The sequence below is a fragment of the Acidovorax sp. LjRoot129 genome (assembly GCF_964253765.1).
GTDB lineage: Bacteria > Pseudomonadota > Gammaproteobacteria > Burkholderiales > Burkholderiaceae_C > Acidovorax.
The window spans coordinates 3,262,848-3,276,438 of sequence record NZ_CAXUSE020000001.1; the positions used below are offsets into that span (position 1 = coordinate 3,262,848).

A 13,591-nucleotide genomic window follows, 5' to 3' on the forward strand; every position below is an offset into this window, starting at 1 on the left:
GCCCCGCTTTTTTGAATTTTGCGCCGCGGCTTCAGCCCAGGTGCACGCTGCTGCCCGCCACGCGAAAACTCACCGTCGGGGCGCCGGGCTGCATGAACGACACGCCAAGCGCAATGTGCCCTTCGCCATGGAGGATGCAGGCGTCGCGCCGCAAACGCACGGGCGAGCCGCTGCCCTGAAACCGCACCCAGGTCCCGAAGCTGCTCATGTCCGTCAGCACAAAGCCGCTGTTGCGCCAGTCGATGCGCGCATGCAGGCGCGATACCCGCGGATCGTTGACGCACAACTGCGCGTGCAGCGCGCGGCCGACCAGCACAGGCGTGTCTGCGGACGTGAAGGCCCGGTCCACGCCGTGCCAGGAAAACTGGATCTGCCCCAAAACCGGATCGGGCGGGGCGAAGTTGCTGACCAGGGCCGCCTGCATGGTCAGCGAGTCGGGCGCTTCGTCCTCGCGCCATTCCACGTGGTAGAGCATGAGCAGCTCGGCCTTGCCGCGGATGTCCATCATGCCGAGCTTGCGGTACCAGACGTCCGGCGCGGCGCCTGCCAGCAGCACCGTGGTCTCGGTGGCCCAGATCTCGCTGGGCCCGGCCCGCTCGCACAGGCGGGACGCCACATTCACGGCGTCGCCGTAACAGTCGCCGTCCACATCCACTACCTCGCCACTCGCCACGCCGACGCGCACGTCCGGCCAGTGTTCCTTGCGTGCCTTGTGCTGGCGCAGCATCGCGGCCATGGCGCTGACACCACTGGCCGCATCGCCAAACACGCCCAGCACGCCGTCCCCCAGCATCTTGACCACCCGCCCGTTATGGGACTCGATGGCCTCGCTGATCCAATGGGTGACCTGGGTGACGGATTCGGTGGCGCGCTCGTTGCCCAGCGCCTCGTACAAAGCGGTACTGCCGGAGATGTCTGCGTAGACCATCGTGGACAACACACTCATGAACGCAGGCCAATCAGTAACATCATGTGAATCAGTTTAGTGCAAGCGCCCGGGGGGCGCACTCTGCAAAATGGCAGGAGATGTCGGGTGGGTGCGGGCTGCAGCCAGTTCGGTTTTAGAGACCGTCTATTGATCCCGATCCCTCCTCACCAACACGTAAAAATTGGCAACAAATCGGCAGTGCGTGTTGTCTTTATACAAAAACAGGAGCATTCCCCTTGCGCGGATGCTGGGCCGCGCTTAATTTGGCCGACCCCGCTCACTAAAGCTCCCTCGAAACCGCCCTCGCCTCCCTCCATGCGCTGGAACAAGCCCACTCTTCGCAACGACCTGCAGGACCTGCTCGGCCGCGACAAGCCGGCGTCGACCGCATGGGTGCGCAACCAGGGGTTGGAGGACGTGCGCCAAGCCATGCTGCAAACGCTGGTGGGCAACACGGGGTGCGAAGTGGCCAGGATGAACATCCGCTTGCGCTACGCGGGCGACATTGAAGCCCTGTGGTACCTGCGCGCTGACCTCTTCAACACCCTGTCACCCCTGCGCGGCGCGGCAGGTGCGCAGTGGGTGGTGGACCAGCTCACCACCCTCTTCCAGGGGCAATTGCCGCGCACGCTGCGGCCGCCACAAACCCCGCATTCGCCGCACGTTCACTGAGCATTGGACGCCCCGCTTCAGGGGCGCACCAGGCGCCGCGCCGGCCCGCATTGCAAGTCTTCAGGAAATCGCTCTTGCCAAAAGTTTGCTGAGCGACCCGAAGCCCCGCGCTAGTGCTAGTGCTGATGCCCCCAGTAGATCAACGCGTCGCGCTCTTCCACCGACAACGACACCGTGGCGCCCACGGGCAGCAGCACCTTGGTCTCCACATGGCCGAATGGCAGGTTCGTGAGCACGGGCGCCTTGATCTGGGTGCGCAGCCAATCCACCACCGACTGCAGCTTGTAGCCCTTGTCGTGCGGCGCGAGGGTGAAGTTGGTGAACTGCCCCAGGACCACGGCCTTTTGCTGGGCCAGCACGCCGGCGTGCAGGAGCTGGGTCAGCATGCGTTCGATGCGGTAGGGGTGCTCATGCACGTCTTCCAAGAACAGCACGCCACCCTTGACCGCCGGCAGGTACGGCGTGCCCACCAGCGAGGCCAGCACCGCCAGGTTGCCGCCCCACAGCGTGGCGCTTTTCACATACACGTTGGGCACCGCAGGCTTGCCCGTGGTGGCGCTGGGCTTTTCATTGTTCATGCGCCAGCCTGTGCCTTCGCCGTGGCCGGTCAGCAGGTCGTCAAAGCAGGCTTCCATGATGTCGTCGGGCTCGCCCGCCACACCAAAGTCGGCGCCCAATGACGGGCCCGCCCAGGACGTGGCGCCGGTCTTGGCCAGCAGCGCCAGCTGGAAGGCCGTGAAGTCGCTGACCCCCACAAACCGCATGCCGCCCGCAATCGCCTTGGCCACTGCCTTGTAGCGGATGCCCGGCAGGATGCGCGACAGGCCATAGCCCCCGCGCGAGATCAGCGCCACATCGGCCCCGCTCGCAGCGGCGCGGTGGATGGCGGCCAGGCGTGTGGCGTCGTCGCCCGCAAACCGGGTGTGTGTGGCCAACGCGTCCACGTCCACCTCGACCTCATGGCCCAAGGCCTTGAGGCGGGCTATGCCGCGCTTGAAGGCCGCCTTGTCGCGCACCGCACTCGAAGGCGAATAGATATAGATGTGCTTGGGCCCGTGGTCGTGGCTGCAGTGGGAATGGTCGTGATCGTGGTCGTGCAAAGCGCCCGGGCCCCCAAAGGGCCCGCTCCGTCAAAAAGAGAGGTCCGGTGCGATGTCAGCCGCTGGAACGGCCAGCGCCGGAAAGCGCGAAGTATTCCACAGCCCGCGCGGCGATCTCCTCGCCGTGTTCCTGCACGAAGTGGCCGGCCTGCGGCAGCACGATGGGCGCGGGGCAGCCGCGGATGTCGCGTTGTAGACCCTGCATGGCAGCAAGCCCCAGCACGGGGTCCTTGGCGCCGACAAACATCAGGCTCTGGCCCTGCCACTGCTGCTGCCAGAACTGGCGCGCCTGGCGCGACAGGGCTGCGCCCGGGGCGTCCTCAGCGTCGGGCACGCGCTCAGGGAAGGCGCGCAACGCCGCGCGATAGCCCTTGTCTGGGAACGGCGCGTCATAGGCCGCGCATTCCGCGGCCGACAGGTGCGGGTTGCCGCGTGCAAACAGCCGCCCCACGCCATACAGCGGCTTGTCGTGGCACATCGCGCGCCAGTCGACAAAACCCGCGGGCAGCGGCGCGTCGCCCGTGGCCAACAAGGTGTTCATCACCAGCACACCCGCAAAACGCTCAGGGCAGGCCATGGGCAAAGTCAGCCCGAGGATGCCGCCCCAGTCCTGCACCACGAGCACCACGTTGCGCAGATCCAGCCGCTCGAGCAGCTCCAGCAGCGTCTGGCGGTGCCATTCAAACTGGTGTGCGGCGTCTTTCTTGGGCTTGTCGCTTTTGCCAAAACCGATCAGGTCGGGCGCCACCACGCGGTCGCCCGCCGCGATAAAAGCCGGCAGCATGCGCCGGTACAGATAGCTCCAGGCCGGGTTGCCGTGCAGGCACAGCCAGGTGCGCGGCGCACCGTGCGCACCGCTCTGCGGGCCCTCATCCAGGTAGTGCATGCGCAGGCCGGCCAGGCTGGGCAGGTCGCTCACATACCGCGGCGCCCAGGGGTAGCCGGGCAGGTGGGCAAAGGCTGCATCGGGCGTGCGCAGGGCGTCGTCGCGCAGCGGGTGGCGGGCCAGCGCCTCGGTGCGCTGCTGGCTGCGGCGGCGGCGGAAGAACTCGCTCAGCGCCGCGCCGCATTCCTCGGCCAACACCCCGCCGTGCACCTGCGTCTGGTGGTTGATCTCGGCATGCCCAAAGAGGTTAAGCACCGAGCCCGCCGCACCCGTCTTGGGGTCCGGCGCGCCGTAGACCACCCGCGCGATGCGCGCATGCAGCATGGCCCCGCTGCACATGGCGCAGGGCTCCAGGGTCACGTACAAGCTGCAGCCATCCAGGCGGTAGTTGCCCAGGCGCTGGGCCGCGGCGCGCAGTGCCACGATCTCGGCATGCGCCGTGGGGTCGTGGCCCTCCACCGGCGCATTGCGGCCGGTGGCGATCACCTGGCCGTCCTTGACCACGATGGCGCCCACGGGCACTTCCCCCGCGTGCGCGGCGGCCTGGGCCTCGGCCAGCGCAAGCTGCATCCAGTGCATGTCGTCGTTCAGCGTCATTGCTACCAACTTAATAGCAAAAAACCATTACAAAACAAGCGCTAGAGGCCATTTTTAGCATTATTTCTCGTCTTCCGGCATGGGGCGTGCCTGCTGCATCAGCCCTTCCATCTGCTGCTTGACCTGCTGCTGGATCTGCTGGCTTTGGTCCCGCACCGTGGCGGCCGGCGCGGCCGATGCGGGTGCCCCGGCGCTGCCGACCGGGACCGTTTGCAGCGAAGGCACAGGCGTGCGGACGGCGGAGAGCTGCTTCTTGGCCAGCAAACCCACCACGCCCAGTACCACCACCAGGCCGACCAAACCAAAAACTGCACGCATGAAAGAACTCCTTAGGCGGGCTTGGCGCCCGGTCCACCGCTGGCAGAACTGCCTTGCCCGGCGCGATACCGGCCCGACTGTAAAGGCAAACAGCGACTGCCAACACCATGGAAAACGGCCGCACTGGGCGGCCGCTGTTGGAAGGGAACATGCACGCGTTGGCGAGGAGATCAGTTCAACGCCACGCGGTTGCCGTCCTTGTAGGTGTACAGCGTTACGGCGGGCGCCGTCAGCTCGCCCTTGGCCGTGAAGGCGATGTTGGCCGTCACGCCCTTGTATTCCGTCTTGCCGATGAAGGGGATGTACACCTTCGGGTCCACCGAGTTGGCACGCTTCATCGCATCGGCCAGCACCATGGCAGCGTCGTAGGCATAGGGGCTGTAGATCTGGAACTGGCCCGGGAACTTGGCGTCGTAGCGCTTCTTCCAGTCGGCGCCGCCCTGCATCTTGTCGACCGACGCGCCGCCCGTGGCGCAGGTCACGTTCTTGAGCGCGGGGCTCTTGCCCGACAGTTCGGGCAGCTTTTCGGTGCACAGCGCGTCGCCCCCGAAGAACTTCACATGGCCCAGGCCCAGCTGCTCCATCTGGCGCAGCATGGGGCCGGCCTGCGCGTCCAGGCCGCCATAGAAGATCGCGTCGGGCTTCTTGTTTTTGATGGACGTGAGGATGGCCATGAAGTCGGTGGACTTGTCGCTCGTGAATTCCTCGCCCACCACCTTCAGCCCCTTTTGTTGCGCCGTGGCCTTGAACACCGAGGCCACGCCCTGCCCATAGGCCGTGCGGTCGTCAATGATGGCCACGCTCTTGAGCTTGAGGTGGTCCGCCCCGAACAGCGCCAGCGCCGCACCCAGCGCGTTGTCATTGGCGATCAGCCGGAAAGTGGTTTTGTAGCCGGGCTTGGTCAGGTCCGGATTGGTGGCGGCCGCCGTGATGTGGGGCACGCCGCACCGGTCATAAATCGCCGCTGCCGGGATGGACGTGCCCGACTGCAGATGCCCGACGACGCCCGCCACCTTCTGGTCGCACAGCTTTTGCGCGACGGCGGTGGCCTGGCGCGGATCGCCGGCATCGTCTTCGGCCGCAAGTTCAAACCTGATCTTCTTGCCGCCGATCACGAGGTTCTGGGCGTTCAGGTCGTCAATGGCCAGGCGCACGCCGTTTTCGGTGTCCTTGCCAATGTGCGCAATGCCGCCCGACAGGGGGCCGGCGTGGGCGATCTTGACGGATTGCGTGTCCTGCGCAAAGGCGGGGCCTGCCGTGATTGCGCAGGTTGCTGCGGCTGCAGCAGTCCATTGCAGAAGTGACGGGGACGAAAGGCGCAGTCGGTAAGCACGGCGAAACACGGTGAGGATCTCCAAAAACAGGATGAGCAAACTGCCACGCACCACCTTGGGGCATGACAGGGCCCCGCATCCTAGCCACCCGAGCCCGTGTTTGCGCCCAATTGATATGTAAACATAGCAACGTGGCGCATCATTAATCTGGCTAATAGTCAGCCCACCGCCGCGGGCAGCGCGCGGGGATGGCGCTGCACCGACCATGGCTGGGATAATCACGCCCCATGTCCCTCCTGCCCCACCAGCTCGAACTACTCTCGCCTGCGCGCGACGCCGACATCGGCATCGAAGCCATCAACCACGGCGCCGATGCCGTCTACATCGGCGGCCCGGCCTTCGGCGCACGGGCCGGCGCAGGCAACGACATCCGGGACATCGAGCGCCTAGTACTGCACGCGCACCGCTTCAACAGCCGCATCTTCATCACCCTCAATACCATCCTGCGCGACGACGAGCTCGAAGCCGCGCGCCGGATGGCCTGGCAGGTGTACGAGGCTGGTGCCGATGCGTTGATCATCCAGGACATGGGCCTGCTGGCGATGGACGATATGCCGCCCATCCAGCTGCACGCCAGCACCCAGACCGACATCCGCACGCCCGAGAAGGCGCGTTTTCTGCAGGACGCAGGCCTGTCCCAGATCGTGCTGGCGCGCGAGCTCACGGTCCAGCAGATCGCCGCGGTGCACAAGGCGCTGGGGCCGGTGGATTCGCCGGGCCGCGCCAATATCGAGTTCTTCATCCACGGGGCACTGTGCGTGGCCTACAGCGGCCAGTGCAACATCAGCCATGCGCAAACCGGCCGCAGCGCCAACCGCGGCGACTGCAGCCAGGCCTGCCGCCTGCCCTACCAGGTGACGGACGCGCAGGGCCGCTTCATCGCGCACGACAAGCACGTGCTCTCCATGAAGGACAACAACCAGAGCGACAACCTGCGCGCGCTCATCGACGCCGGGGTGCGCAGCTTCAAGATCGAGGGGCGCTACAAGGACATGGGCTACGTGAAGAACATCACCGCCCACTACCGCACGCTGATCGACGAGATTCTGGAAGAGCGCGAGAGCGCAGGCCGGCCGCTGTCGCGCTCTTCCAGCGGCGCCACCACCTTCACCTTCACGCCCGACCCGCTGCAGAACTTCAACCGCGAGTTCACCGACTACTTCGTGACCGGCCGCAAGGAAGACATCGGCGCGTTCGACACCCCCAAGAACCCGGGCCAGGCCATCGGCTGGGTGACCAAGGTGGGCCCGGACTTCGTCGAGCTGGAGGTGAGCGACCCCGCCACCGTGCTGCACAACGGCGACGGCCTGTGCTACTACGACCTGCACAAGGAGCTGGTGGGCATGGCCATCAACGTAGCCGAGCCCGTGTCGGCCCGCAGCGTGGGCCAGTGGCGTGTGTACCCCAAGGACCCGATGGACGGCTTCAAGAACCTGCGCAAGGGCACCGAGGTCAACCGCAACCGCGACATGGACTGGGTGCGCACGTTGGAGAAAAAGTCCAGCGACCGCCGCATCGGCCTGTGGGCGCACCTGAGCGAGACGCCTGCCGGCTTCAGCCTGATGCTGACCGACGAAGATGGCAACGTGGGCTGCGCCGACGTACAGCAACCTCACCAGCGCGCCACCGATGCGCCCAAGGCCGAAGCCAGCCTGCGCGAGCAACTGGGCCGCTTCGGCGCCACCATCTTCGCGGTGCACGACATTGCGCTGCAACTGACCGAACCCTGGTTCGTGCCCGCGTCAGTCCTCAACGCGCTGCGCCGCGATGCGCTGGCCGACCTGGAAGACTGCCGCGCCCGCAACTTTGCGCGCCTACAGCGCGCGGTGCCGGTGGAGCCGCCCGTGCCCTACCCCGAGGACACGCTCTCGTTCCTGGGCAATGTGTTCAACCAGAAGGCGCACGATTTTTACGTGCGCCACGGCGTGAAGGTGATCGATGCGGCGTATGAGGCGCACGAGGAGGAAGGCGAAGTCAGCCTGATGATCACCAAGCACTGCGTGCGCTTTTCGATGAGCCTGTGCCCCAAGCAGGCCAAGGGCGTGACGGGCGTGCAGGGCACCATCAAGGCCGAGCCGCTGATGCTGATCAACGGCAAGGAGAAGCTCACCCTGCGCTTTGACTGCAAGCCGTGCGAGATGCATGTGGTGGGCAAGATGAAGAAGTCGGTGCTCAACCAGCACGCCAAGGAGACCGAGGCGCTGGCCGTGCCGCTGCAGTTCTACCGCGCGCGGCCAACGGGTAAATCGCTATCGAAATAGTAGCTGCTGGCGCTTGTCCATCAAGCGATAAAGGCACTTTTCATTCAATATTCGCAGGCCGTAACGCGCCTGCGGTCAGCCTGCATCGGCCCCGCGTCGAGCCTGAATGCAGCTTGAATACAGCCTGCGCTGAGCGCATAAGCTCATAGCCAACGATTCGACCCATGCGCACCGCCCCGGTGCAAGAATGGCCGCTGCCGCCTGCCAGCACCCTTCGCTGCAGGCGCCTCCATCAGCGTTCTCATTCCACACAACGGGAGACTCCTGCGCATGAAGATCGAAACCCTTGCCGTCCACGCTGGCTACTCGCCAGACCCCACCACCAAGGCGGTGGCCGTGCCCATCTACCAGACGGTGGCGTACGCCTTCGACAGCGCCCAGCACGGCGCGGATTTATTCGACCTGAAGGTGCCGGGCAACATCTACACCCGCATCATGAACCCCACGACCGACGTGCTGGAAAAGCGCGTCGCAGCGCTCGAAGGCGGCATCGCGGCACTGGCCGTGGCCTCGGGCATGGCGGCCATCACCTACGCCATCCAGACCATTGCCGAGGCGGGCGACAACACCGTGTCGGCCAGCACCCTCTACGGCGGCACCTACAACCTGTTTGCACACACGCTGCCCCAGCAGGGCATCACCACGCGCTTTGCCGACCCGCGCGACCCGGCCAGCTTTGCGCAGCACATCGATGCGCGCACCAAGGCGATCTTCATCGAGTCCATCGGCAACCCGCTGGGCAACGTGACCGACATCCGCGCACTGGCCGATGTGGCCCATGCGCACGGCATTCCGCTGATCGTGGACAACACGGTGCCCAGCCCCTACCTGCTGCGCCCCATCGAGCACGGCGCCGACATCGTGGTGCACTCGCTCACCAAGTACCTGGGCGGCCATGGCAACAGCGTGGGCGGCGCCATCGTGGACAGCGGCAAGTTCCCCTGGGCCGAGCACAAGGCCCGCTTTCCGCGCCTGAACGAGCCCGACGTGAGCTACCACGGCGTGGTCTACACCGAAGCCCTGGGCCCCGCCGCTTTCATCGGCCGCGCGCGCGTGGTGCCGCTGCGCAACACCGGCGCGGCGCTGGCACCGCTCAATGCCTTCTTGATCCTGCAAGGCATTGAGACCCTGGCCCTGCGCATGGACCGCATCTGCGACAACACGCTGGCGCTGGCCAAATACCTGCAGGGCCACCCCAAGGTGGAATGGGTGCGCTACGCCGGCCTGCCAGACCACCCCGACCACGCGCTGGTGCAGCGGCAGTCGGGCGGCAAGGCATCCGGCATTTTGAGCTTTGGCCTCAAGAGCGCCGATGCAGACCCGCGTGCGGCGGGTGCGCGCTTTCTGGATGCGCTGCAGCTCTTCACCCGTCTGGTGAACATCGGCGATGCGAAATCGCTGGCCACCCACCCCGCATCGACCACTCACCGCCAGTTGAACCCCGAAGAGCTGGCCAAGGCGGGCGTGAGCGAGAGCATGGTGCGCCTGTCGGTGGGCATCGAGCACATCGACGACCTGCAGGCGGACCTGGTGCAGGCACTCGACGCCGTTTGACCATTCGACCGCAGCCGGTGCCAGTTGCGGGATACTGGTGGGATTGCCCCGCAGATCGCGGGGCGCCCTGACCCTCCATCGCCATGTTCCGCCTAGCTCCTCTTGCACCACTCACCCTCGGCCTCCTGACTCTGGCCGGCTGCAGTTCCTCACTGTTCACCCCGCCGCGTGGCGCGGATGTGACCGAATCCCAAGTCACCAGTTTCCGCCAGCGGGAGGACGAACAACTGCTGCGGCAGCAGGTGTCGCCGCCGCTCGACACGCCCTTGACGCTGCTGGAGGCACCGCTGCCGCGCTACCCGTCTTTCCTGCTGAATGACACCTCGCACAAAGCGCGCGGCAATGTGACGGTGTCGTTCGAGATCATGCCCAGCGGGCTGGTCGGCACGGCGCGCGTAGTGTCTGGAACGGGGGAAGATGCGCTGCACAAACCAGCGATCGATGCGGTACGCCGCTGGAAGTTTGCGCCGCTGCTGCGCAACGGGGAACCCGCCCGCCTGATGCTGCAGCACACCTTCCGCATGGAGCCCTGAGCGGGCCAGATGCCCCGGTAAAGCGGCTCAAGCCACTCATGCATCCCGCGCCAGCCGCACACCCGTGTATTGCCAGCAGGCCGTGGCAGGAAAGAAGTTGCGGTAGGTGCTGCGCGCGTGCCCTGGTGGCGTGGCGCACGAACTGCCGCGCAGCACGTACTGATTGACCATGAATTTGCCGTTGTACTCGCCCACCGCGCCGTCCGCGGTGCGAAAGCCGGGATAGGCGGCGTAGCTCGACTGGGTCCACTGCCACGCGCTGCCGAACAGTTGTTCCAGCGCTTGCCCATCGTGGGCGCCGTGGCCATCATCGTCGTGCCCACCAGCCGCTACGGCTTGCGCAGCATGCTCCCACTCGGCTTCGGTGGGCAGGCGCGCGCCCACCCACCGGGCGTAGGCATCGGCTTCGTAGTACGACAGGTGCACCACGGGCAGGTCGCCCCGCAGCGGCTGCAGTCCTGCCAATGTGAACGCATGCCAGACGCCGCTGTCCAGCCGGTGCCAATACAGGGGGTGGTCAAGCACTTGGGCCACGCGCCAGTCCCAGCCTTCGGCCAGCCAGTGGGCTGGGTTGTCGTAGCCCCCGACCTCCACAAAGGCCAGCCATTCCGCGTTGGTCACCAGCCGCGAGGCCAGCGCATACGGCGCCAGATACGTGCGGTGGCGCGGGCTTTCGTTGTCGAAGGCAAAACCGTCGTCCCGGTGGCCGATGTCCACCAGCCCGCCGTCCAGCGTTAGCCACCCGAAAGGCTTGGTGGCCGGCACCAGGGCCAGGTCGCCGGTCGAACCGGCAGCGGTACCGTACGCCGGCCATGTGGAGTTGCACGACAGCAGGTGCTTGACGTCGGTCACCAGCAGCTCCTGGTGCTGCTGCTCGTGCTGCAGGCCCAACTCGATCAGTGCGCACAGGGCGGCGTTGTTCAGCACCGTGGGAAGCAGGCGCGCCATGCGTTGGTCCACATTGACACGGTAGGCGCGCACCTCGTCCAGCGGTGGCCGGGTCAGCAGCCCCCGCTGCGGCCGCGGGTGCTTGGCACCCACGCCGTTGTAGTAGGAGTTGAACAGCACGCGGAACGCGGGGTTGAATGGCACAAAGCCCAGTTCGTTGGGCTCCAGCACAAAGGTTTCGAAGAACCAGGTGGTGTGTGCCAGGTGCCATTTGGCGGGGCTCGCATCCGGCATGGACTGCGCGCCGCAGTCTTCAGCCGACAGGGGCGCGACCAGGGCCACGCTGTGGTCCCGCACAGCGGCATAGCGCGAGAGCAGCGCGGTCAGCGGGGGGCACACATCCATGTTGGTCATACTGAATCCATCCTCAGGGGCGCGCGTGCACCACGGCAAACCAGCCCCGGTCGTCCGTCCAGGCCTCGGCCTGCGAGAACCCGGCGCGGGCCAGCATGTCGGTAAACACGGGCAGGGGGTATTTGTAGCTGTTTTCGGTGTGGATGCGTTCACCCTGGTCAAACCGGCGGCCGCCCCCGGGCCAGCGCACTTGCGAGTCTGCAAGCGCCTCCAGGTGCATCTCGATGCGCGACTCGCCTTCATTGAAGAAAGCGCGGTGCTGCCACTGCTCCACGTCGAAGTCGCTGCCGATCAGCCGGTTCACGTGCGTGAGCACATTGCGGTTGAACGCTGCGGTGACACCGGCTGCGTCGTCGTACGCGGCTTCGAGCACTTGCACGTCCTTGGGCAGGTCGATGCCAATCAGCAGGCCGCCGTCGTTGTCGATCAGCTCGCGCATGTGGGCCAGCAGTGCAAGCGCATGGGGCGGGTCGAAATTGCCGATGGACGAACCCGGGTAGAACACCAGTCGGCCGCTGCGCGGGATGTCTGCGGGCAGGACAACGCCCTGCGTCATGTCGCCGCCCACCGCCCGGGCGTCGAGCTCTGGAAAGTCATCGCGCAAGCCCTGCACCGCGGCCTGCAGAAAGTCGGCCGAGATGTCCACGCCCACAAAACACGCCGGCTGCACCAGGCGGCACAGCGTGCGCGCCTTTTGGCAGTTGCCGGCCCCCAGCTCGACCAGCGTGCGCCCGGTGCCCACAGCCCGCTCGATGCTGGCGGCATGCTGCTGCATCAGGGCGGTTTCGGTGCGGGTGGGGTAGTACTCGGGCAGGCGGGTGATTTCCTCGAACAGCTGCGAGCCATGCTGGTCGTAGAAATATTTGGGGGAGATGCTCGCGGGCCGTTGGTTCAGGCCGCGCATGATGTCGTCGGTGGGGCTTGGCAAAAGCATGGGTCTTGAGGCGTCTTGCGCGGTGCAAGCCACCGCTGGTTCATCGATCGGGACCGCCCCGGATCAAAGCCCAGAAACTACCCCGCACCAGGCGGAGGCGCAAGACCCCACAACCGTCGCGCGATTCTGCGGTGCCCGGGTGAGGCTGCGTGTAGGTCGTTTCCCCGTTGCCTTGGACATCGGCCTGTGCCGTCGTCGGGCTGGCGCCATTCGATTTTGGGGCGCTGGCTGGGAGCCCACAGGGAATGCGGCACTTTTCTGGCCGCAGAAGCTCCCAGCCATTGCCACCTTTTTTGCAGGAGCGCTCCATGCCCGTCAGCACTGCCGATAGTTTTGCGCCATCTTCCACCCCTTCCCGCGGTGACCCGGTCGAGCGGCAGCCACCACCCACCCGGCGCCAGTGGCTGGGGCAAAGCCTGTGCGGCGCTGCCCTGGTGGCCGTGCCCGCCCTGGTGCAGCGGGCGGCAGCGGCCCAGGGCACCTTGGTGCCCACGCCGCGCCAGACCGAGGGGCCCTACTACCCGGTTCAAATCCCCAAAGACAGCGACAGTGACTTGCTGCGCAACGGCAGCCTGCGCTACGTGTTGGGGCAGGCAGTGTGGGTCGAAGGCCGGGTTACCGACACACACGGCGTGCCGCTGGCAGGCGGCACGGTCGAGATCTGGCAGTGCGACGCGACCGGCCACTACCACCACCCGGGCGATGGTGGCAAGGCGGCGCAGGCGTTCCAGGGTTTCGGCCGCGTGGCGCTCGGGCGCGACGGCCGCTACCGCTTTCGCACCATCCGGCCCGCACCGTACACGGGGCGCACGCCGCACATCCATTTCAAGGTACGCCTGCCCGGGCGCGAACTGCTGACCACGCAGATGTACGTGGCCGGAGACCCGGGCAATGCGCGCGACTCCCTGTGGAGCCGGTTGGGCGAAGCCGAGCGCGCGGCGCTCACGGTGCCCTTTGACCCGTCGCCCGACGGCATGCGGGCCCAGTTTGCGCTGGTGGTGCTGACCTGATACGCGCGCCAGACAACGTCGGTCCCCTGTAAGCGCCGCATCGCAGCACAGCGCAGTGCGGTCTGACGCGTTCATGGACCCTTCGCCAGATCCAGACGAAATCCCCCTGGTTCGCGCGCACAACGGCCAGCGGGTGTGCTGCCCGAAACCGCGCCATCTGTA

The 13,591-nt window shown here is 66.3% G+C and carries 12 protein-coding genes; 5 read left to right on the plus strand and 7 right to left on the minus strand.

The window, feature by feature from the left end; all coding sequences use genetic code 11:
- Positions 1 to 31 precede the first annotated feature (31 nt).
- Entirely contained in the window at positions 32 to 946 is a 915-nt protein-coding gene (locus tag ACSQ3Q_RS15020) for an FHA domain-containing protein (RefSeq protein WP_436135158.1), read from the minus strand.
- A 297-nt stretch (positions 947 to 1,243) separates the two neighbouring features.
- Between ACSQ3Q_RS15020 and ACSQ3Q_RS15025 the strand changes: the two genes are divergently transcribed.
- The gene (locus ACSQ3Q_RS15025) at positions 1,244 to 1,600 is read left to right on the plus strand and encodes a hypothetical protein (protein WP_436135159.1); all 357 of its coding nucleotides are present in this window, start codon (positions 1,244 to 1,246) and stop codon (positions 1,598 to 1,600) included.
- Positions 1,601 to 1,716: 116 nt separating this feature from the next.
- Here the strand turns inward: ACSQ3Q_RS15025 and ACSQ3Q_RS15030 are convergent, their stop codons facing one another.
- From ACSQ3Q_RS15030 to ACSQ3Q_RS15045, 4 genes are all read right to left on the minus strand, one after another.
- Entirely contained in the window at positions 1,717 to 2,700 is a 984-nt protein-coding gene (locus tag ACSQ3Q_RS15030) for an LD-carboxypeptidase (protein ID WP_436135160.1), read from the minus strand.
- A 55-nt stretch (positions 2,701 to 2,755) separates the two neighbouring features.
- Positions 2,756 to 4,183, minus strand: a complete 1,428-nt coding sequence (tadA, locus tag ACSQ3Q_RS15035) for a tRNA adenosine(34) deaminase TadA (protein WP_436135161.1) — start codon at positions 4,181 to 4,183, stop codon at positions 2,756 to 2,758.
- A gap of 60 nt (positions 4,184 to 4,243) precedes the next feature.
- On the minus strand, positions 4,244 to 4,501 hold the full coding sequence (locus ACSQ3Q_RS15040) for a hypothetical protein (protein ID WP_436135162.1): 258 nt from the start codon (positions 4,499 to 4,501) through the stop codon (positions 4,244 to 4,246).
- A gap of 170 nt (positions 4,502 to 4,671) precedes the next feature.
- The gene (locus ACSQ3Q_RS15045; RefSeq protein ID WP_436137008.1) at positions 4,672 to 5,799 is read right to left on the minus strand and encodes a branched-chain amino acid ABC transporter substrate-binding protein; all 1,128 of its coding nucleotides are present in this window, start codon (positions 5,797 to 5,799) and stop codon (positions 4,672 to 4,674) included.
- Positions 5,800 to 6,062: 263 nt separating this feature from the next.
- On the opposite strand from ACSQ3Q_RS15045, the gene ACSQ3Q_RS15050 reads away from it, so the two are divergent.
- The 3 genes from ACSQ3Q_RS15050 (at position 6,063) to ACSQ3Q_RS15060 (ending at position 10,183) form a co-directional block, all read left to right on the plus strand.
- Positions 6,063 to 8,096 carry a peptidase U32 family protein gene (locus ACSQ3Q_RS15050; RefSeq protein WP_436135163.1) on the plus strand — a complete coding sequence of 678 codons (2,034 nt, stop codon included), beginning with the start codon at positions 6,063 to 6,065 and terminating at the stop codon, positions 8,094 to 8,096.
- A 270-nt stretch (positions 8,097 to 8,366) separates the two neighbouring features.
- A complete protein-coding gene (locus tag ACSQ3Q_RS15055; RefSeq protein WP_436135164.1) occupies positions 8,367 to 9,650 on the plus strand; it encodes an O-acetylhomoserine aminocarboxypropyltransferase/cysteine synthase family protein in 1,284 nt (427 codons plus the stop codon).
- A gap of 83 nt (positions 9,651 to 9,733) precedes the next feature.
- A complete protein-coding gene (locus tag ACSQ3Q_RS15060) occupies positions 9,734 to 10,183 on the plus strand; it encodes an energy transducer TonB (RefSeq protein ID WP_436135165.1) in 450 nt (149 codons plus the stop codon).
- 36 nt (positions 10,184 to 10,219) lie between these two features.
- On the opposite strand, the gene egtB is transcribed toward ACSQ3Q_RS15060, so the two are convergent.
- Together egtB and egtD are read right to left on the minus strand one after the other, a co-directional pair.
- Positions 10,220 to 11,485, minus strand: a complete 1,266-nt coding sequence (gene egtB, locus ACSQ3Q_RS15065) for an ergothioneine biosynthesis protein EgtB (RefSeq protein ID WP_436135166.1) — start codon at positions 11,483 to 11,485, stop codon at positions 10,220 to 10,222.
- 13 nt (positions 11,486 to 11,498) lie between these two features.
- Positions 11,499 to 12,419, minus strand: coding sequence for an L-histidine N(alpha)-methyltransferase (egtD, locus tag ACSQ3Q_RS15070; protein ID WP_436135167.1), 921 nt, complete (start codon positions 12,417 to 12,419; stop codon positions 11,499 to 11,501).
- 308 nt (positions 12,420 to 12,727) lie between these two features.
- Here egtD and ACSQ3Q_RS15075 point away from each other — a divergent pair, with 308 nt between their 5' ends.
- Entirely contained in the window at positions 12,728 to 13,429 is a 702-nt protein-coding gene (locus tag ACSQ3Q_RS15075) for an intradiol ring-cleavage dioxygenase (protein ID WP_436135168.1), read from the plus strand.
- Positions 13,430 to 13,591: the final 162 nt, after the last annotated feature.